Source organism: Nocardia sp. CC227C (assembly GCF_030767025.1).
In the GTDB taxonomy this organism is placed as follows: Bacteria; Actinomycetota; Actinomycetes; order Mycobacteriales; family Mycobacteriaceae; genus Nocardia.
The window spans coordinates 545,151-563,068 of record NZ_JASITE010000001.1; the positions used below are offsets into that span (position 1 = coordinate 545,151).

20 protein-coding genes are annotated in these 17,918 nt (G+C 70.3%); 12 read left to right on the forward strand and 8 right to left on the reverse strand.

Features of this window, described 5'->3' with window-relative positions; translation table 11 throughout:
* On the reverse strand, nucleotides 1-420 hold the full coding sequence (locus tag QMO76_RS02370) for an FHA domain-containing protein (RefSeq protein ID WP_306359459.1): 420 nt from the start codon (nucleotides 418-420) through the stop codon (nucleotides 1-3).
* A 424-nt stretch (nucleotides 421-844) separates the two neighbouring features.
* Between QMO76_RS02370 and hisD the strand changes: the two genes are divergently transcribed.
* The 4 genes from hisD to hisH are packed head-to-tail and all read left to right on the forward strand — an operon-like array spanning nucleotide 845 to nucleotide 4,609.
* Nucleotides 845-2,182: a histidinol dehydrogenase gene (gene hisD, locus QMO76_RS02375; protein ID WP_306359460.1), complete on the forward strand. Its 1,338-nt coding sequence runs from the start codon at nucleotides 845-847 to the stop codon at nucleotides 2,180-2,182.
* A complete protein-coding gene (locus QMO76_RS02380) occupies nucleotides 2,179-3,333 on the forward strand; it encodes a histidinol-phosphate transaminase (RefSeq protein ID WP_306359461.1) in 1,155 nt (384 codons plus the stop codon). The genes hisD and QMO76_RS02380 overlap by 4 nt, the downstream gene beginning before the upstream one ends.
* A 29-nt stretch (nucleotides 3,334-3,362) precedes the next feature.
* Nucleotides 3,363-3,977, forward strand: a complete 615-nt coding sequence (gene hisB / locus QMO76_RS02385) for an imidazoleglycerol-phosphate dehydratase HisB (RefSeq protein WP_306359462.1) — start codon at nucleotides 3,363-3,365, stop codon at nucleotides 3,975-3,977.
* Entirely contained in the window at nucleotides 3,974-4,609 is a 636-nt protein-coding gene (gene hisH, locus QMO76_RS02390) for an imidazole glycerol phosphate synthase subunit HisH (RefSeq protein ID WP_306359463.1), read from the forward strand. Before hisB ends, hisH begins: the two co-directional genes overlap by 4 nt.
* A gap of 64 nt (nucleotides 4,610-4,673) precedes the next feature.
* Here hisH and QMO76_RS02395 read toward each other — a convergent pair whose 3' ends face one another.
* The gene (locus QMO76_RS02395) at nucleotides 4,674-5,501 is read right to left on the reverse strand and encodes a formate/nitrite transporter family protein (protein WP_306359464.1); all 828 of its coding nucleotides are present in this window, start codon (nucleotides 5,499-5,501) and stop codon (nucleotides 4,674-4,676) included.
* Nucleotides 5,502-5,713: 212 nt separating this feature from the next.
* Here QMO76_RS02395 and cynS point away from each other — a divergent pair, with 212 nt between their 5' ends.
* From cynS to hisF, 4 genes are all read left to right on the forward strand, one after another.
* Nucleotides 5,714-6,163 carry a cyanase gene (cynS, locus tag QMO76_RS02400; RefSeq protein WP_306359465.1) on the forward strand — a complete coding sequence of 150 codons (450 nt, stop codon included), beginning with the start codon at nucleotides 5,714-5,716 and terminating at the stop codon, nucleotides 6,161-6,163.
* A 62-nt stretch (nucleotides 6,164-6,225) separates the two neighbouring features.
* Complete coding sequence (gene priA, locus QMO76_RS02405) at nucleotides 6,226-6,957, forward strand: bifunctional 1-(5-phosphoribosyl)-5-((5-phosphoribosylamino)methylideneamino)imidazole-4-carboxamide isomerase/phosphoribosylanthranilate isomerase PriA (RefSeq protein WP_306359466.1); 732 nt, start codon at nucleotides 6,226-6,228, stop codon at nucleotides 6,955-6,957.
* Nucleotides 6,958-6,960: 3 nt separating this feature from the next.
* The gene (locus QMO76_RS02410) at nucleotides 6,961-7,779 is read left to right on the forward strand and encodes an inositol monophosphatase family protein (protein ID WP_306359467.1); all 819 of its coding nucleotides are present in this window, start codon (nucleotides 6,961-6,963) and stop codon (nucleotides 7,777-7,779) included.
* Nucleotides 7,776-8,549: an imidazole glycerol phosphate synthase subunit HisF gene (gene hisF, locus QMO76_RS02415; protein WP_306359468.1), complete on the forward strand. Its 774-nt coding sequence runs from the start codon at nucleotides 7,776-7,778 to the stop codon at nucleotides 8,547-8,549. The genes QMO76_RS02410 and hisF overlap by 4 nt, the downstream gene beginning before the upstream one ends.
* Here the strand turns inward: hisF and sph are convergent, their stop codons facing one another.
* Entirely contained in the window at nucleotides 8,550-9,491 is a 942-nt protein-coding gene (sph, locus tag QMO76_RS02420) for a sphingomyelin phosphodiesterase (protein WP_306359469.1), read from the reverse strand.
* Nucleotides 9,492-9,644: 153 nt separating this feature from the next.
* Between sph and hisI the strand changes: the two genes are divergently transcribed.
* Nucleotides 9,645-9,992 carry a phosphoribosyl-AMP cyclohydrolase gene (gene hisI / locus QMO76_RS02425; protein WP_306359470.1) on the forward strand — a complete coding sequence of 116 codons (348 nt, stop codon included), beginning with the start codon at nucleotides 9,645-9,647 and terminating at the stop codon, nucleotides 9,990-9,992.
* A gap of 163 nt (nucleotides 9,993-10,155) precedes the next feature.
* Here hisI and QMO76_RS02430 read toward each other — a convergent pair whose 3' ends face one another.
* The 3 genes from QMO76_RS02430 to QMO76_RS02440 form a co-directional block, all read right to left on the reverse strand.
* On the reverse strand, nucleotides 10,156-10,704 hold the full coding sequence (locus QMO76_RS02430; protein WP_306359471.1) for a MarR family winged helix-turn-helix transcriptional regulator: 549 nt from the start codon (nucleotides 10,702-10,704) through the stop codon (nucleotides 10,156-10,158).
* Between the two features lie 202 nt (nucleotides 10,705-10,906).
* Complete coding sequence (locus QMO76_RS02435) at nucleotides 10,907-11,509, reverse strand: permease (RefSeq protein WP_306359472.1); 603 nt, start codon at nucleotides 11,507-11,509, stop codon at nucleotides 10,907-10,909.
* Between the two features lie 83 nt (nucleotides 11,510-11,592).
* Entirely contained in the window at nucleotides 11,593-12,219 is a 627-nt protein-coding gene (locus QMO76_RS02440; RefSeq protein WP_306359473.1) for a TetR/AcrR family transcriptional regulator, read from the reverse strand.
* Between the two features lie 87 nt (nucleotides 12,220-12,306).
* Between QMO76_RS02440 and QMO76_RS02445 the strand changes: the two genes are divergently transcribed.
* On the forward strand, nucleotides 12,307-13,338 hold the full coding sequence (locus QMO76_RS02445; RefSeq protein ID WP_306359474.1) for an NAD-dependent epimerase/dehydratase family protein: 1,032 nt from the start codon (nucleotides 12,307-12,309) through the stop codon (nucleotides 13,336-13,338).
* Between the two features lie 618 nt (nucleotides 13,339-13,956).
* Here QMO76_RS02445 and QMO76_RS02450 read toward each other — a convergent pair.
* Nucleotides 13,957-14,418, reverse strand: a complete 462-nt coding sequence (locus tag QMO76_RS02450) for a peroxiredoxin (protein ID WP_306359475.1) — start codon at nucleotides 14,416-14,418, stop codon at nucleotides 13,957-13,959.
* Nucleotides 14,419-14,597: 179 nt separating this feature from the next.
* Complete coding sequence (locus QMO76_RS02455; RefSeq protein ID WP_306359476.1) at nucleotides 14,598-14,903, reverse strand: hypothetical protein; 306 nt, start codon at nucleotides 14,901-14,903, stop codon at nucleotides 14,598-14,600.
* Between the two features lie 141 nt (nucleotides 14,904-15,044).
* On the opposite strand from QMO76_RS02455, the gene QMO76_RS02460 reads away from it, so the two are divergent.
* Both QMO76_RS02460 and QMO76_RS02465 read left to right on the forward strand, forming a co-directional pair.
* Nucleotides 15,045-16,595: an anthranilate synthase component I gene (locus QMO76_RS02460; RefSeq protein ID WP_306359477.1), complete on the forward strand. Its 1,551-nt coding sequence runs from the start codon at nucleotides 15,045-15,047 to the stop codon at nucleotides 16,593-16,595.
* Nucleotides 16,592-17,887 carry a TIGR02234 family membrane protein gene (locus tag QMO76_RS02465; RefSeq protein ID WP_306359478.1) on the forward strand — a complete coding sequence of 432 codons (1,296 nt, stop codon included), beginning with the start codon at nucleotides 16,592-16,594 and terminating at the stop codon, nucleotides 17,885-17,887. The genes QMO76_RS02460 and QMO76_RS02465 overlap by 4 nt, the downstream gene beginning before the upstream one ends.
* Nucleotides 17,888-17,918: the final 31 nt, after the last annotated feature.

A 17,918-nucleotide genomic window follows, 5' to 3' on the forward strand; every position in this document is an offset into this window, starting at 1 on the left:
CTACCGGTGCGGTATCCGCTCGAAACGCAATGTGGTGACGCCTATTCCGAGGGTGTCACCGTGTGCGAGCGCGGCCTGGCCGGTGATCTGGTCGCCGTTCACGTACACCCCGTTCACCGAGCGAAGGTCGTGGATCACCACCGCGGTGCCGCCGACGACCAGCCGGGCGTGGGTGCGGCTGACCCGGGGGTCGTCCAGCACCAGATCGTTGTCCCGGGTCCGGCCGATCCGCAGCCCGCGGGCGGGCACCAGCAGCACCCGCTCGTCGGACAGCCGCAGGGCGGCGATCGACGCGTTGACGGATTCGGCGTCCACGCCGACAGGGTCGGCGGCGGGACGGGGGGAACGCCGGGACGGAATCGGGGGACGGTGGTGACGGATGGTGCCGCGCCGGGCATCGGTCTCCGGATCTGTGTTCACTCCAGCTCCTCGGACTATCATCGGCGAATCGGGTGACAGGCGTCCGGTGCCGTTCGGGAGATCCGGCCGCGTCCACCCTCGGCACCGCGCGCTCGGAGCAGATCATTCGGCTCGAATCCCGGTCACGCCGCGTAATTCGCGCCACTGTCGATGATATCGGGCACACCCGCCCGGTACGCCGCCTCCGAGTGGCGGAAACACAACGGTGACCCGCGAGAATCGGCGGTGACGGCGGCGTACCGGCCCGGATTCGCGCCCTCCGCACCCCCCATGACCAGCGGGTCGCCCGCGCCGCGCGGCCGCCGGGAACCCGCCGGCGTGGGCCGGATAGGCTGTCAAGTGGACGAATCGGGTGTTCACGCCCCGTTCGGCAAACCTCGATCAGCACAGACTCGATCAGCACAGACAAGGACTGCACAGCGCTATGACAAGCCGCATCGAGCTCGCCCGCGTGGATCTGCGCGGACGTACGCCCACCGCTGCTGAACTCCGCTCGGCACTGCCGCGCGGGGGAGTGGACGTGGACTCGGTGCTGCATCACGTGCGGCCGGTCGTGGAGGCCATCCGCGACCGGGGCGTCGCGGCGGCGCAGGAGTTCAGCCAGAAGTTCGACGGCGTGGCTCCCGTCAGCGTGCGGGTACCCGCCGCCGAACTCGACAAGGCTCTGTCCGAGCTGGACCCGGCGGTGCGCACCGCGCTCGAGGTCGCCATCGACCGCACCCGCGTCGTGCACGCCGACCAGCGTCGCACCGACAAGACCACGGAGGTGGTGCCCGGCGGCACCGTCACCGAGCGATGGGTACCCGTCGAGCGCGTCGGCCTGTACGTACCGGGCGGCAATGCCGTCTACCCGTCCAGCGTGGTCATGAACGTGGTGCCCGCGCAGGCCGCCGGGGTGGAATCCCTGGTGGTGGCCTCGCCGCCGCAGGCCCGCTTCGGCGGCCTGCCGCACCCGACCATCCTGGCCGCCGCCCGGCTGCTCGGCGTCGAGGAGGTGTGGGCGGTCGGCGGGGCGCAGGCCGTGGCGCTGCTGTCCTACGGCGGCACCGACACCGACGGCGCACGGCTGGAACCGGTCGACATGATCACCGGTCCGGGCAATATCTACGTGACCGCCGCCAAGCGGCTGTGCCGCGGCCTGGTCGGCATCGACGCGGAGGCCGGGCCCACCGAGATCGCGATCCTGGCCGACGCCACCGCCGATCCGGCGCATGTCGCCGCCGACCTCATCTCCCAGGCCGAACACGATGTGCTGGCCGCCAGTGTGCTGGTGACCGACAGCGTGGCACTGGCCGACGCCGTGGACGCGGCGCTGACCACGCAGTTGGCGGTGGTCAAGCACCGGGACCGGGTGGCCGAGGCGCTGGCGGGCAAGCAGTCCGGCACCGTGCTGGTCGACGATATCGACCAGGGCCTGCGCGTGGTGAACGCCTACGCGGCCGAGCACCTGGAGATCCAGACCGCCGACGCGGCCGCCGTGGCGGCCCGGGTGCGCAGTGCCGGAGCGGTTTTCGTGGGCGCCTGGTCGCCGGTCAGCCTCGGCGACTACTGCGCGGGCTCCAATCACGTGCTGCCCACCGCCGGATGTGCCCGGCACTCCTCGGGGTTGAGCGTTCAGACCTTCCTGCGCGGCATCCACGTGGTCGACTACTCGGAGTCGGCCCTGAAGGATGTCGCCGGACACGTGGTGGCCCTGGCGAACGCCGAGGACCTGCCCGCGCACGGCCAGGCCGTGCAGGTGCGGTTCGGGGCGCTGTCATGAGCGCGCGTCCGGAGCGCACCGCCACCGCGAACGCCGTTCCCGGCGCGGGCATCACCCTCGACGAGCTGCCGTTGCGGGACAATCTGCGCGGCAAGAAGCCTTATGGCGCACCGCAGCTCACGGTGCCGGTGCAGCTCAACACCAATGAGAATCCGCATCCGCCGAGCCGGGCGCTGGTCGACGACGTCGCCGAATCCATTCGCGCCGCGGCCGTCGACCTGCACCGCTATCCGGACCGCGACGCGGTGGCCCTGCGCGCCGACCTGGCCGCCTACCTGACCCGGCAGACCGGTGTCGCGGTGGACGCGTCGAATGTGTGGGCCGCCAACGGCTCCAACGAGATCCTGCAACAGCTGTTGCAGGCTTTCGGCGGACCGGGCCGCAGCGCACTGGGATTCGTGCCCTCGTACTCGATGCACCCGATCATCTCCGAGGGCATCGACACCGAGTGGGTGGAGGCCGCGCGCGGTAGCGACTTCTCCCTCGACATCGACTACGCGGTCGGGGTGATCGCTCAGCGCCGTCCCGACGTGGTCTTCGTGACCAGCCCCAACAATCCGACGGGGCACAGCATTCCGCTGGCGGACCTGGAGCGGATCCTCGACGCCGCCCCCGGCATCGTGGTGGTGGACGAGGCGTACGGGGAGTTCTCCGCCGTGCCCTCGGCCATCACCCTGATCGACCGGTATCCGACGAGACTCGTGGTCACCCGCACCATGTCGAAGGCGTTCGCGTTCGCGGGCGGGCGGCTGGGCTACCTGGCCGCCGCACCCGCCGTCATCGACGCGCTGCTGCTGGTGCGGCTGCCCTACCACCTGTCGGTGGTGACCCAGGCCGCGGCGCGCGCGGCGCTGCGGCACGCCGACGAAACCCTCGGCAGCGTGGCCGAACTCGCGCGCCAGCGCGACCGGGTGGCGGCGGAACTGCGCACCCTCGGCTTCGAGGTGGTCCCCTCCGACGCCAACTTCATCCTGTTCGGCTGCTTCGCCGATGCGCCGCGTGCCTGGCAGCGCTACCTCGACGAGGGCGTGCTCATTCGCGACGTCGGCATTCCCGGCTATCTGCGCGCCACCGTCGGGCTGGCCGCGGAGAACGACGAATTCCTGCGCGCCAGCGCGAAGTTGGCTTCCGAGGAGCTGATCGCCCGATGACCGTGTCCGATTCACCGCAGGAAGCGAGCATGGACCGAATCGCACGGGTGGAACGCACCACCCGGGAATCCAGCATCGTCGTCGAACTCAACCTCGACGGCTCCGGCAAGACCGACATCACCACCGGCGTGCCGTTCTACGACCACATGCTCACCGCTTTCGGCCAGCACGGCAGTTTCGACCTGACCGTGCACGCCCAGGGCGATATCGAGATCGAGGCCCACCACACGGTGGAGGACACCGCCATCGTCATCGGGCAGGCGCTGCACCGGGCGCTCGGCGACAAGAAGGGCATCCGCCGCTTCGGCGACTGCTACATCCCCATGGACGAAACCCTCGCCCACGCGGTGGTGGACGTCTCGGGCCGCCCCTACTGCGTGCACACCGGGGAGCCGGAACACCTGCTGCACACCGTGATTCCGAGCGCGGGTCCCGGCGCGTCCTATTCGACGGTCATCAACCGCCACGTCTTCGAATCCATCGCGCTCAATGCCCGCATCGCCCTGCACGTACGCGTGCTCTACGGCCGCGACCAGCACCACATCACCGAGGCCGAGTTCAAGGCCGTGGCGCGGGCGTTGCGCGCCGCCGTGGAATACGATCCGCGCGTGAGCGGCATCCCCTCCACGAAGGGGGCGCTGTGAGCGTGCGGAAACTGGCTCTGCTCGACTACGGCTCGGGCAATCTGCACTCCGCCGAACGCGCGCTGGTGCGCGCCGGGGCCGAGGTCACCGTCACCGCCGATCCCGATATCGCCTTGCATGCCGAGGGACTGGTGGTCCCCGGCGTCGGCGCGTTCGCGGCCTGTATGGCGGGTCTGAAAGAAGTGCGGGGCGAACGCATCATCGGCAAGCGGCTGGCGGGCGGCCGCCCGGTGCTCGGCATCTGCGTGGGTATGCAGATCCTGTTCGAGCGCGGTGTCGAGCACGGCATCGAGACCGAGGGCTGCGCCGAATGGCCCGGCACCGTGGAGCGCCTGGACGCCCCGGTGCTGCCGCACATGGGCTGGAACACCGTCCAGGCTCCCGAGGACAGCGTGCTGTTCGCGGGCATGGACGCCGACACCCGTTTCTACTTCGTGCACTCCTACGCCGCGCAGAAGTGGGAGTGGGACGGTGACGGCACCATCGCCCCGGCCAAGCTGACCTGGGCAGAACACGGCGTCCCGTTCCTCGCCGCGGTGGAGAACGGCCCGCTGTCGGCCACCCAGTTCCACCCGGAGAAGTCCGGCGACGCGGGCGCGCAGCTGCTGCGCAACTGGATCAGCTCACTCTGAGCCACCCGTCCGCCGACCGCTCCCGCACCACCGGTGCGGGAGCGGTCGGCCACGTCCCGGCGGGTCAGACGGTGACCGGCTCCTCGACCGGCTTGGGCGCGGCGGTGCGCCGGTGCGTGGCGTAGAGCGTCAGGCCGACGAAGGCGAGCCCGCCGACGAGATTGCCGACGACGGTGGGGATCTCGTTCCACAGCAGATAGTCCCCGATGGAGAAGTCGCCGCCCAGCAGCAGGCCGGAGGGGAACAGGAACATATTGACGATCGAGTGTTCGAAGCCCATGTAGAAGAACAGCATGATGGGCATCCACATGGCGATCACCTTGCCGGACACCGACGTCGACATCATGGCGGCCACCACACCCGTGGAGACCATCCAGTTGCACAGCACACCGCGGATGAACAGCGTGAGCATGCCGGAAGCGCCGTAGTCGGCGTAGCCGACGGTGCGGGATTCGCCGATGTCGCCGAGTTTCTGACCGACCTCGTTGGGATCGACGGCGAAGCCCATGGTCACGATGATCGCCATCATGACCGCCACGGTGAACGCCCCGGCGAAGTTGCCGACGAACACCAACCCCCAATTGCGCAGCATGGCACGCAGATTCACGCCCGGCCGCCGGTCCAGCCAGGCCAGCGGCACCAGGGTGAACACTCCGGTGAGCAGGTCGAAGCCGAGCAGGTAGAGCATGCAGAAGCCGACGGGGAACAGCACCGCGCCCAGCAGCGGATTGCCGGTCTGCACGGTGATGGTGACGGCGAACGCGGCGGCGAGCGCGAGGATCGCCCCCGCCATAAACGCGCGAATCACGGTGTCCCGGGTGGACATCAGCGCCTTGTCCTGACCGGCGTCCACCATCTTCGTGACGAACTCGGCGGGTTTGAGATACGACATGGTGTTCCTTCGATCGGTGGGGTGATGCCGATTCTCGGCAACCCGGATTTCCCGCCCATGTCCTCGCGACCGCCCGGATGTTTCGCTGACCTCACCGCGCACCGATTGTGTCGAGTGCGCGACCACGGCTGTGAACAGTGTGTTTCCATCGGCGGCAGACCGATCACGGCGTGGCAGAGTGTCGGAGTTCGCTACCGATACAGGAGTTTTCGATGACCCCGATCATGAGCAAGACCGAGGCCGCCGACCTCGTCACCACGGCCCGCATCCGCGGCGGGCACACGTGGGCGGAGCTGGCGGCCGCCATCGACGCGCCGCTGGTGTGGACGACCGCCGCGCTGCTGGGGCGGCATCCGCTCACCCCGGCGCAGGCGGCGACGGTGTGCGGTCTGCTCGGGCTGGACGAGGCGGTCGCCGAGGCGCTGGTGCGGCAGCCCGCCCGCACCGCCGATCCGGAGATCATGTCCGACCCCACCGTCTACCGCTTCGTGGAGGCCGTCAACGTCTACGGCCCGGCGCTCAAGGAGCTCATCCACGAGGAGTTCGGCGACGGCATCATGAGCGCCATCAACTTCAATATCGACATCAGCCGCCGCCCGCATCCGGACGGTGACCGCGTGGTGGTCACCTTCGACGGGAAGTTCCTCGACTATCGCTGGTGACCGGCGTCTCCCCGGCCCGGGTCGACGGCGGGCCGCCGACCGGCAACCACTAAGGTGATCGCGTGAGTCTTGTGCTGCTACCCGCCGTCGATGTCGCCAATGGTGAAGCCGTCCGCCTCGTTCAGGGCGAGGCCGGAAGCGAGACCAGCTACGGTTCGCCGCGCGACGCCGCCCACGCCTGGCAGGAAGCCGGGGCGGAGTGGGTGCATCTGGTGGACCTGGACGCCGCCTTCGGGCGCGGCAGCAACCGCGATCTCATCGCCGACGTGGTCGGCGAACTCGATGTGAAGGTCGAACTGTCCGGCGGCATCCGCGACGACGACTCGCTGAAGGCGGCGCTGGCCACCGGCTGCGCCCGGGTCAATATCGGCACCGCCGCGCTGGAGAACCCGCAGTGGTGCGCGCGCGTGCTCGGCGAGTACGGCGACCGCATCGCCATCGGCATGGATGTGAAACTCATCGACGGCGAATGGCGGCTGCGCGGGCGCGGCTGGGTCACCGACGGCGGTGACCTGTGGGAGGTGCTCGAGCGGCTGGAACGCGACGGCTGCACCCGCTACGTGGTCACCGACGTGGGCCGCGACGGCACCCTCACCGGCCCCAACCTGGACCTGCTGAGCCAGGTCGCCAATGCCGCCGAAGCGCCGGTGATCGCCTCCGGCGGCGTGTCCACCCTGGACGACCTGCGCGCCATCGCCACCCTGGTGCCCGAGGGGGTGGAGGGTGCGATCATCGGCAAGGCGCTGTACGCGGGCCGGTTCACCCTGCCCGAAGCGCTCGACGCGGTCCGCTAGCGGATGGTCGCCGACCGCACCGCGCTGCTCGCCGTCGCGAGCGAGGTACTCGACGCCGCCGCACCGCGTTTCGTGGAGGGGCTCGGCGCGCCCAGCGCCGTCCAGAAGGGCCGGGGCGACTTCGCCACCGCCCTGGACCTGGAACTGGAACGCCAGATCTCGCGGCAGCTGTACGAGCGCACCGGCATCCCGGTGCACGGTGAGGAATTCGGCGGCCCGCAGCTGACCTCCGGTACCGCGTGGGTGCTCGATCCCATCGACGGCACCTTCAACTATTCGGCGGGACACCCGCTGTCGGGCATGCTGCTGGCGCTGGTCACCGACGGCGTCCCGGTGCTGGGCCTGACCTGGCTGCCGGTGCTCGGCCAGCGCTACGCCGCGGCGGCCGAGGGGCCGCTGCTGCTCAACGGGACCCCGCGGCCGCCGCTGTCGACCGGCAGACTCTCCGACGCCATGATCGGCTTCGGCGCGTTCAACCTGGACGGCGAGGGTCGCATCCCGGGTCGCTTCCGCTTCAACCTGCTCGGTGCGCTCAGCCGCCTGTCCGGCCGCATGCGCATGCACGGCTCCACCGGAATCGACCTGGCGTACACGGCCTCCGGGATTCTGGGCGGGGCCGTGGTGTTCGGCCACCATCCGTGGGACAACGCCGCCGGGGTGGCGCTGGTGCGGGCGGCGGGCGGGGTGGTCACCGATCTGCTGGGGCGGGACTGGACCATCGAATCGGGTTCGGTGCTGGCGGCCGCGCCCGGTGTGCACGAGGAACTACTGGACATGATCGCCGCATGTGTCGATCAGGTCCGAGGAGAGGTGAGGCAATGACGTTGGCAGTACGCGTGATTCCCTGTCTGGACGTGGACGCGGGCCGCGTGGTCAAGGGCGTCAACTTCCAGAATCTGCGCGACGCCGGCGATCCGGTCGAACTGGCCGCCACCTACGACGCCCAGGGTGCGGACGAGCTCACCTTCCTCGACGTCACCGCCTCGACCGGCGACCGCGGCACCATGGTCGACGTGGTGACCCGCACCGCCGAGCAGATCTTCATCCCGCTCACCGTGGGCGGCGGCGTGCGCACCGTGGAGGATGTGGACCGGTTGCTGCGCGCGGGCGCGGACAAGGTGTCGGTCAATACCGCCGCCATCGCCAAACCCGAAGTGCTGCGGGAGATGTCGGAGCGATTCGGCTCGCAGTGCATCGTGCTATCGGTGGACGCGCGCACGGTGCCGGAGGGGCGGGATCGGACCCCGTCCGGCTGGGAGGTCACCACGCACGGCGGTAAGCGCGGCACCGGCATCGACGCCGTGGAATGGGCGGTGCGCGGGGCCGAACTCGGCGTCGGCGAGATCCTGCTCAACTCCATGGACGCCGACGGCACCAAGGCCGGATTCGATCTGTCCATGATCGGCGCGGTGCGCGCGGCGGTCACCGTGCCGGTCATCGCCAGCGGCGGCGCGGGCAAGGTCGACGACTTCGCCCCCGCCGTGCGGGCCGGTGCCGACGCGGTGCTCGCCGCCAGCGTCTTCCACTTCGGTGATCTGACCATCGCGGATGTGAAGGACGCCATGCGCACCGAGGGCATCACCGTCCGCTGATCAGCCCGCCCGCCCGAAGACCGGGTAGTGGTCGGAATAGTCGACGTAGTGGTAGGTCTTGCCCCACGAGGTGACCGACCACTGCGGGCTCTTCACCCGCCGGGTCTCGTTCACGTACCGCGAGGGCACCGCGTAGCCCGCGATGGGCAGCACGTAGTCCAGGTGTTCGGCGGCGTACTCCGCGCCGTACTGGTCCAGGCAGACGCTGTTGTCGGGGCAGTCCCACGAGTGCGGGTGGCCGGTGTGCTCGGGGCGCACCGCACCCAATTCGCTGAGCATCTGCGGATATTCGTCACCGGCCTCGATCACGTTGAGATCGCCCGCCACGTACACCGGCTGGCTGGCCGGGATGTTCCGCGCGGCGAGGAACTGCCGCAGTTCGGTGCGCTGGCGCGAGCGCATGGTGCGCGGCTCCCCGGCCGAGCAGCCGTCGTCCTCGGATTGGGCGTGGGTGCCGATCACGTGCAGCGGCCCGCCGGGCGCGGCCAGTTCCACGTAGACGAACCCCTTGTTGGACCACCAGTCGGCGCCGCAGGCGTCGGCGTAGATGTACTGGATCTTGCGGGTGATGGGCCAGCGGCTCACGATGGCCACGCCGCCGTCCTCGGGGGTGGCCGCGGAGTACGAGCCCTCGGTGGCGTCCCAGCCGTCGCGGGAGCGGCCCATCACCGGGGTCTGATGCGGGTGGGTGGCGGCCAGCCCGTTCAGCAGCCGTTCGGAGGCGTCGTTGTCGAACGCCTCCTGGAGGACGACCACATCCTGGTCGGCGACCACGCCCTGGGACGTGATGAGGTCCGCGCGGGTGGCCTGTCCCCAGTTGGGGTAGAGGTTGCGCGAGAGCATGAAGACGTTGTAGCTGGCAATGGTGGGGACCGCGGCGGGTTCGGCGGCGGCCGGGACGGCGGGCAGGAGAGCCGTGGCGACCACGCTCAGCACGGCCATTACTGATCGGTAATGCATGCGCTGAATACTGGGCGGTCGTCCAAGATAGCCGTAGTCCTTCACGGCAATGTTATGGAGTCGTTATATCCGGTGTCGGGTGCGGGGCCGCGGGCCGCATGCGGGCCGGGCGGCCGACCCTGTTATAACCGAGTCATGAGTCTCGAACCCGCCATCGCCGCCCGCCTCAAGCGCAACGAGGCCGGGTTGGTGGCCGCCATCGTCCAGGAGAAGTCCACCGGCGATGTGCTCATGATGGCGTGGATGGACGACGAGGCGCTCGCCCGCACCCTCGCCACCCGTAAGGCCACCTACTACTCGCGCTCCCGCGAGCAGTACTGGGTGAAGGGGGAGACCTCCGGACACACCCAGTACGTGCACGAGGTGCGACTGGACTGCGACGGCGACGCCATCCTGCTCATCGTCGACCAGGAGGGCGCGGCCTGCCACACCGGCACCCACACCTGCTGGGACGGCGACGTGCTGCTGACCGCGACGGCTTGAGTGGTCCGACAGCGACGGCCTCGGCGCTGCGGGCTGAGTGCCGTGGCCGGGTGTGATGGCTTGACGGCAATCGCTCGAGCGATGCGGCTCGAGCGCGTGACCGCCCGCGAATCCGCCTGCGGCCGAGCATGCTTCGGGTCACACGGGATGCCGTGTGGAAGGCTCAGAGATTGCCGAGGCCGTCGCTGTCGGGTGCGGCCGGGGCGACGTGATTGTCCGGGAGCAGATACTCCCGGCCGTCGGCGCTGCCCCCGCCGCGACCGGATCGCCCGATGCCACGGCTGATTCCGCGCTCCATCTGCGCCACCAGGATCTCACCGAGTTCCAGCAGCTCCCGGGTCCGCTCCTCGTCCAAGCCGTCGAACACCAAGCCGCGCACCGTATCCAGATAGCCGGGCGCGGCCTCGGTCACCTTCTGATATCCGGCGTCGGTGAGCACGGCCTGCGCGCCGCGCCGACCCGCCATGGTGGCGCGCTGTGCCCAGCCGAGCCGCTCCAGCTTCGACACCACATGCGAGAGCCGCGATAGCGATGCGTTTGCCTTCCGTGCCAGCTCACTCAGCTGCAATCGATGGCCCGGCTCCTCGGAGAGCAGGGTCATCACGAAGTACTCGAAATGGGTAATCCCGGATTCGCGTTGCAACTGGGTATCCAGGGCGGCGGGCAGCCGGGTGGTCAGCGCGATGACAGTACGCCAAGCTCGCTGTTCCATTGGATTCAACCACTTGGTCACCGTGTGCCCTCTCGTAGCAGCCAAGTGACTCTCGAGCGTCGAAGCGTCTCCGCGACCCTCGGAGCTTCAACGTGCAGTCACCCGCAAACAAAGTTTGCCACGATTTCGCTCATACGTCACGGGCGTTGGTAAATGACGTGACATCACTCACGTGGTGGCGCGTGTCGCCGGGGCGGGTCGCTCAGTTCTCGCGCGGCTGCGGCGGTGCCGGTGTCGGGGCGGACGTATCCGCCGAGAGTTGTGCTTTTTCCTGCGCGGCTCGCTGTTTGACGGCACGATGCCGACGGAAACCCCTGCGGGCCAACAGAAATGCGGTGAGTGCGAACAGGATTGCGGCCGCGATGGCGCCCACCAGGCAGGCGCCGCGGAAACCGGGGGCGTCCACGTCGAGGATCCGCTCACCGGCGTGGGCGGCGGTGCTGTTGCCCAGCACGATGGTGAGGGTCATGAGGTTCGGGACGGCCACCGCGATGGCGAGGACCACCAGTGCGCCGGCGATGAACCGGCCGGCCCGCTTCCGCCAGATCATGGTCGAGAAGAGGATGAGGAACAGTGGTACGGCCGTGCAGACCAGGCCGAAGACGAGTCCGTACCAGATGCCCTTGGAAAAGCTGGAATGCACCATTTCCGCAATTCGCTGGGCCCACCAGCGCGGGATGAACGCGGCCAGAACGAGATACGCCAGCCACAGCACCAGGGCCAGCACCAGCACCCCGATGATGCGATTGCGCCAGGTGGCGAAGGAACTCCTACCGTCGGTCGGCTGTTCGATCGGCGTCGTCATGGGCACAGAGTAGGCCCGTACCGCTGGGTTTGCTAGGAGGTCGCTCGGGTGGGCCGCGGTCGATTCGCGGCGGTGGGCGGTGCTCAGGGGCGCGATCTGGTGGAATCGACCAGATCGGCGAAGAGCCGGGTGACCCGGTCGCTGAGATCCGGCACCGTCATCCCCAGTTGCGCGGCCCGATCGGGGAGTTTGCCGTCGAGGGTGAGCGAGGCCAGTCCGTGGGCCAGGCTCCACCAGGTCATGGCGAGGATATCGGCCTCATCGGTGGGCACCGTCCCGGCCGCGGCGGCCTCGGCGACGGTTTCGGCCAGGACGGCGAAGGCGGCGTCACCGGCCGCGCTGGTCTCCGGATGCTTGTGTGAGCGCGACAGCTCCGGCCGGAACATGAGGCGAAAGTGGGCGGGCCGCTCGCGGGCGAAGCGCACGTAGGCGTCGGCGAGGGCGGCGAGCCGGCTCATCGGGGTGTCGGCTCGGTCGCGGGCGGTCCGGAGTTCCGCGCGCAGCAGTTCGAATCCCTGGGTGGACAGCGCGGTCATCAGGGCGGCGCGGTCGGCGAAGTGGTGGTAGGGCGCGCCGGGGCTGACCCCGGCCTCTCGGGCCACGCGGCGCAGGCTGACGGCGGCCAGACCTTCGGATTCGATCAGTTCGAGGGATGCGCGCATGAGCTCCTCCCGGAGCGCGCCGTGGTGGTAGCGGGACTTCGTCGACATGGCATGAGCGTAAGGGGTTGACGGCCGGGGTCCGGTCAATCTATACATTGATTAGATTCTGAACAACGCTTAGATTGGAGTGTGACCATGACGGATCGTGTTCTCGTCACCGGGGTTTCGGGGTATCTCGCCGGGCATGTCGTCGCCGAATTGCAGCAGCACGGCTACGCGGTGCGCGGCACCGTTCGCTCGCTCGCGAATGCCGCCGCCACCGCGCACCTGCGCGGCGTGGAGTTGGTGGAGGCGGATCTGAGCCGCGACGCCGGGTGGGCCGAGGCGGTGGCGGGCTGCCGGTATGTGCTGCACACCGCGTCGCCCTTCCCGCTGGGCACGCCCGAACACGAGGACGAACTGGTGCGTCCGGCGGTCGACGGCATGCGGCGGGTGCTGAGCGCCGCGCGGGACGCCGGGGTCGAGCGGGTGGTGTACACGTCATCGATCGCGGCGGTGCGCGTCGGGCACAGCGGACTGTGCACGGAGACCGACTGGTCGGACCCGGCGGTCTGCGACGCGTACGAGAAGAGCAAGACGCTCGCCGAACACGCGGCCTGGGACTTCGCCAGCGCCACACCGGGATTCGAGCTGGCCGTGGTGAATCCCGGCATGATCCTGGGTCCGGTGCAGACGGAGCGGGTCGGCACCTCGGTGGAGGGCCTGCGCCTGGTGCTGGCCGGGGAGATGCCCGGGGTGCCGCGCCTGAACTTCTGCACCGTGGACGTGCGGGACGCGGCGGTCGGGCACCGCCTTGCCATGGAGGTCCCGGCGGCCGCGGGCAACCGCTACATCCTGGCCGGGGACGTGGTCTCGCTCCCGCAGATGGCCCGCATCCTGGCGGGCCGCTACCGGATCAGCGCCCGCGCCCTGCCGGACTGGCTGGTCCGCCTGGCCGCCCGCTTCGACGCCACCGCCCGCACCGCCGTCCCCTACCTGGGGCGCGACGAATCCGTCAGCGCCGAGAAGGCGAGCCGCGAACTCGGCTGGACCATGCGCCCGCTCGCCGAAACCCTCCTCGACACCGCCGACAGCCTCATCCGCTTCGGCGTCGTCGCCGATCCCGGACCCGCCCGCCGCCGCCTCCCGCGCGGCACCGCCGATCCCCACCCGGCTCCCGCCGCCTGACCGCGCCTCGCGATGCTCATCCTCACCGCGATACTCACCGTCATCGGCCTACTCCGCCGAAAACTGAAGTCGCAGAACCGGGACGGCCAACCCGCTCCCGGCGGCGCGGCCCCTCCTGCCGCCGACGGACTCCGGACAGGACATGCTTCCTGGCTGAAATCGCCGGGCGGCCTCCGCATCCGGAGCGCCGCACGGCTGCGGCGCTCGACCCGCCCCCCGGCATGGAGCGCCCTGCGGTCGAGGCTGCCCGCCCGTCGTCGTCTCGGATCACGCCAGCATGCACCCGCACCGCGCTCGGCACCGCCCGGCCGTGCTTCCCGTACCGCCCGGCCGCGCTACCTCGAAAGGCGGCTGTGGCAACCGGCTTTCGCGGCGGCCACCCTCGTGGTCTGCGCCTATGCGGGCGGCGTCCTGGTGCTGTGCTGACCTCCCCGCCGCAGCGCATCCGGCACAGGCATCCGAGGCCGCGTCTCGACCGTCCGGACCACCCGACGGCGGGTCGGCCGACCGGTCGCATCCTCGCCGCGATGACGCGTGAGCCGACGTCGCCGCACTGTCGGCCGTGTGGCGATCACGTCGTGTCGCCGCACCACCGCACCGCCGGAGGTGCGGGCGGCGCTACTTGGCGCGGTTGCGGAGGAATTCCAGGGCGTCGTCGGCGTGGACGTTGGCGCGCAGTTCGCTGTTGATCACGGTCGCGATGGTGCGGTCCGGGTCGATGACGAAGGTGGTGCGCTTGACGGGGGAGAGTTTGCCGAGCAGGCCGCGCTTGACGCCGAATCCGGCGGCGACCGCGCCGTCGTCGTCGGAGAGCAGCGGGTAGCCGAGGTTCTGTTTGCCCGCGAAACCGGCCTGGGTCTCCACCGAGTCGGTGCTGATGCCGACCGGCGTCGCGCCCGCGGCGGCGAATTCCGCGGCGAGGTCGCGGAAGTGGCACGCCTCGGCGGTGCACACGGGCGTATTCGCGGCGGGGTAGAAGAACAGCACGACGGGTCCGTTCGCGAGCAGTTCGTCGAGCGAGCGCACGGTGCCGGTCTGGTCGGGAAGCTGGAAACTCGGGGCGAGCTGGCCTGCCTTCATGGCGCAGACATTACGGGACGGTCCGCCCGCCCGTATCCGACGACGGCCGCGGTGGGCGCGCGATCGGCGTGCTCCCGCGCCGAGCCGGATCGTCCACCCGCTCGCGGCGACAGCACGGCCCGCGCACACCTGTGTGCGCGGGCCGGATCGCCTGTGCGTATCAGACGCCCCTGTGCGGGTCAGACGCCGATGAGGGCGGCGACGTCCGGGTTCTTGATCTCCATGACATCGAGGATGCCGTGGGCCCGGAGGAACGGCTTGAGCTCGCGGATGCGGTCCGCGTGCTCGGCGTACTCATCCGGGAAGTGGCGCGGGTCCAGCGCCTCGAGTGCCTTCACATAGGTGACGAAGGAGGCGAGGGCGCTGGGCTTGCCCGCCGGGTTCATATTCATCATCCGGGGCGGCTGGGTCGGGTGCCCACCCGGGCCGACCTGCGGGCTGGCGTGCCGGGGACCCTCCGGTGCGACCGGTTGCGAGGGGTACATCGGTGTTGAACTCCTCTCGATAAGGGATACCGCGTGTGGCGAGTGTAGTGATCACCGCCACTGTTATTCGCGGCCGGTATGGCTCCGGCTGTGCGGGGAGCGGGATTCGATGCGGATCGACCGGCCTGGAATGATGGGGCAATGCGCGGTTCCTCCACTCCCACCACCACCTCCCGTGAACAGTTCCGCCTGCTCGCGGCCGATCATCGGGTCGTTCCGGTGATTCGAAAGGTGTTGGCGGACTCGGAAACTCCCCTCTCGGCCTATCGCAAACTGGCCGCCGACCGGGCGGGAACCTTCCTGCTCGAGTCGGCCGAGAACGGGCGATCGTGGTCGCGCTGGTCGTTCATCGGCGCGGGCAGCCCCACCGCGCTGACCGTCGAGAACGGGCAGGCGACCTGGCTCGGGCAGGTTCCGGCCGACGCTCCCGCCGGCGGTGAGCCCCTGGAGGCGCTGCGGGAGACGCTGGAACTCCTGCGCACCGAACGACTGCCCGGTCTGCCCCCGCTCACCGGCGGCCTGGTCGGATACCTCGGCTACGACGCCGTGCGCCGCATGGAACGCCTGCCCGTCATCGCCGCCGACGATCTCGAACTGCCCGAGCTGGTACTGCTGCTGGCCACCGACCTCGCGGCATTCGACCACCACGAGGGGGCCATCACCCTCATCGCCAACGCGGTCAACTGGAACGGCACCGATGAGCGCGTGGACGAGGCCTACGACGACGCGGTCGCCCGCCTGGACCGCATGACCGCCGCCCTGGCCGCTCCCGCCGAATCCACCGTCTCGGTCTTCGAACGCCCCGAGCCGGAATTCCGCCGTCAGCGCACCTCCGAGGAGTTCGGCGCGGGCGTGCGCCGCCTGGTCAAGGAGATCGAGGCGGGCGAGGCGTTCCAGGTGGTGCTGTCGCAGCGCTTCGAAATGGACTACGACGGCAGCCCGCTGGACCTGTACCGCATGCTGCGCGCCTCCAATCCGAGCCCGTACATGTACCTCATGCACATCCCGGACCGGTCCGGCGGCACCGCGTTCTCCATTGTCGGATCCAGTCCCGAATCGCTGGTCACGGTGAAGGACGGCCTCGCCACCACGCACCCGATCGCGGGCACCCGCTGGCGCGGGGCCACCGAGGAGGACGATCTGCTGCTGGAGAAGGGCCTGCTCGCCGACGAGAAGGAGAACGCCGAGCACCTCATGCTCGTCGACCTCGGCCGCAACGATCTGGGCCGGGTCTGCGAACCCGGCACCGTGCGCGTCACCGAGTACCGCCACATCGAGCGCTACAGCCACGTCATGCACCTGGTCTCCACGGTCTCCGGTCGCCTGGCCCCCGGCCGCATCGCCCTCGACGCGGTCCGGGCCTGCTTCCCCGCGGGCACCCTCTCCGGCGCGCCGAAGGTCCGCGCCATGGAACTGCTCGAGGAGCTGGAGCCCACCCGCCGCGGCATCTACGGCGGCGTGGTCGGCTACCTGGACTTCGCGGGCGACGCCGACACCGCCATCTGCATCCGCACCGCCCTGCTCAAGGACGGCACCGCGTACGTGCAGGCGGGCGCGGGCGTGGTCGCCGACTCCGACCCCGACTACGAGGACGTCGAATCCCGCAACAAGGCCATGGCCGTCCTCAAGGCCGTCTCCGCCGCCCAGACGGTCCGCGCCTACCGCCCCGACGGACAGGGCGGCACGCTATGAGCGGTACCGGCGACCCGGATCGCCGCCGGGAACCGGACACCCCGCCGGGGGAGGCCGCCCGCACCGGCGATCGGCCAGCCGCTCCGGATGCCACGTCGGCGGCGTCCGCGCCTCCGGCCGCGGGTACCGGCGCGCCCACGACTCCGGCCGCCGGAACCGGCATCTCCGCCGTCGGCTCGGAGGCGACCCGGCCCGGTTCCGCTCGGGGCGACACGGCGGTCACCGGCGATGCCGTGGAGTCCGGCGGCGATGCGCCGCGCGATACCCCTGCCCGCTCCGAGTCGGCGATATCCGGGGATGTGGACGCCCGCGCCGACGTCTCCTCGCGCGGTGGCCTGTCCAGCGCGTCCGGAGGGTTGTCCGCCGCCGCGAATCCGGCCGACGCGCAGTCCGATTCGACGGTGGTCGCGGAAAGGGTCTCCGGCTCCGTCGATCCCGCCATTCGTGCCGAGATCGAGTTCGGGTCCGGTGCGGACGCGCAAGGGACGCAGCCGGATACGCCGCGTCAACGCAAACCCGTCGTGGCGGTGTTGCTGCTGGCCGTCGCGGCCGGGGCGCTGTGGGTGTCGTCGCGGATGACGTGGGTGAGCATCGAGGTCGGCAGTGAACTCGGCGCGCCCCGCGATATCGACCTCGACGGCGGCACCTGGTTCGGCGCGCTCACTCCGCTGGCGCTGGCGCTGCTCGCCACCATCGCGGCCGTCTTCGCCACCCGGGGCTGGCCGCGCCGGATCGTCGGCGTGGTGGTGGCGCTGCTCGCCGCCGTGGCAGCGGTGCCGGGGTACGCCCTGCTCAGCGGGGAGGGACAGCTCGCGGAGCGGGCCGGGCGGCTGGCCGAACTGCGCGACTGGGAACATGTGGTGAGCACCCAGACCGCGACGGCACCCGCGATCGTGGCGCTGGTGGGCGCGGTCGCCGCCTTCCTGGCCGGGGTGCTGTTGGTGCGCGCGCCGGAGGACTCCGGCCGCCTGTCCGGCAAATACGACAACCCCGGCGTCCGCCGTTCGGCGGCCGCCGCCGAGGTGGCGCAGCGGCGGGCCGCTCAGGAGGCCCAGCGGCGAGCCGGTCAGGCGGCAGAGCCGCGTGCCGGTCGGCCGGAGCCGCCGAGCGCCGGTGGGAAGGCGCAGCGGCGCGCCGAATCCGGGTCACAACCCGCCCCGGACGAGCAGCTGTCGGGCCGGGTGCTCTGGGATGCCCTCGACGCCGGTGACGACCCCACCGACGAGGCCGCCAATACCTCTGCCGCGCACAATGATCCGGATACCGGTTCGGCCGGTCGCCCGCCGCGCTGAACAGCGGTGGAGACCGGACCAAGCCCCCGTA

Bases quoted from the DNA above. Each gene is read 5' to 3' on its own strand.
- hisD (WP_306359460.1), top strand. From the start codon at position 845: ATGACAAGCCGCATCGAGCTCGCCCGCGTGGATCTGCGCGGACGTACG.
- QMO76_RS02380 (WP_306359461.1), top strand. From the start codon at position 2,179: ATGAGCGCGCGTCCGGAGCGCACCGCCACCGCGAACGCCGTTCCCGGC.
- hisB (WP_306359462.1), top strand. From the start codon at position 3,363: ATGGACCGAATCGCACGGGTGGAACGCACCACCCGGGAATCCAGCATC.
- QMO76_RS02395 (WP_306359464.1), bottom strand. From the start codon at position 5,501: ATGTCGTATCTCAAACCCGCCGAGTTCGTCACGAAGATGGTGGACGCC.
- cynS (WP_306359465.1), top strand. From the start codon at position 5,714: ATGACCCCGATCATGAGCAAGACCGAGGCCGCCGACCTCGTCACCACG.
- QMO76_RS02410 (WP_306359467.1), top strand. From the start codon at position 6,961: ATGGTCGCCGACCGCACCGCGCTGCTCGCCGTCGCGAGCGAGGTACTC.
- hisF (WP_306359468.1), top strand. From the start codon at position 7,776: ATGACGTTGGCAGTACGCGTGATTCCCTGTCTGGACGTGGACGCGGGC.
- sph (WP_306359469.1), bottom strand. From the start codon at position 9,491: ATGGCCGTGCTGAGCGTGGTCGCCACGGCTCTCCTGCCCGCCGTCCCG.
- hisI (WP_306359470.1), top strand. From the start codon at position 9,645: ATGAGTCTCGAACCCGCCATCGCCGCCCGCCTCAAGCGCAACGAGGCC.
- QMO76_RS02430 (WP_306359471.1), bottom strand. From the start codon at position 10,704: ATGGAACAGCGAGCTTGGCGTACTGTCATCGCGCTGACCACCCGGCTG.
- QMO76_RS02435 (WP_306359472.1), bottom strand. From the start codon at position 11,509: ATGACGACGCCGATCGAACAGCCGACCGACGGTAGGAGTTCCTTCGCC.
- QMO76_RS02440 (WP_306359473.1), bottom strand. From the start codon at position 12,219: ATGTCGACGAAGTCCCGCTACCACCACGGCGCGCTCCGGGAGGAGCTC.
- QMO76_RS02445 (WP_306359474.1), top strand. From the start codon at position 12,307: ATGACGGATCGTGTTCTCGTCACCGGGGTTTCGGGGTATCTCGCCGGG.
- QMO76_RS02450 (WP_306359475.1), bottom strand. From the start codon at position 14,418: ATGAAGGCAGGCCAGCTCGCCCCGAGTTTCCAGCTTCCCGACCAGACC.
- QMO76_RS02455 (WP_306359476.1), bottom strand. From the start codon at position 14,903: ATGTACCCCTCGCAACCGGTCGCACCGGAGGGTCCCCGGCACGCCAGC.
- QMO76_RS02460 (WP_306359477.1), top strand. From the start codon at position 15,045: ATGCGCGGTTCCTCCACTCCCACCACCACCTCCCGTGAACAGTTCCGC.
- QMO76_RS02465 (WP_306359478.1), top strand. From the start codon at position 16,592: ATGAGCGGTACCGGCGACCCGGATCGCCGCCGGGAACCGGACACCCCG.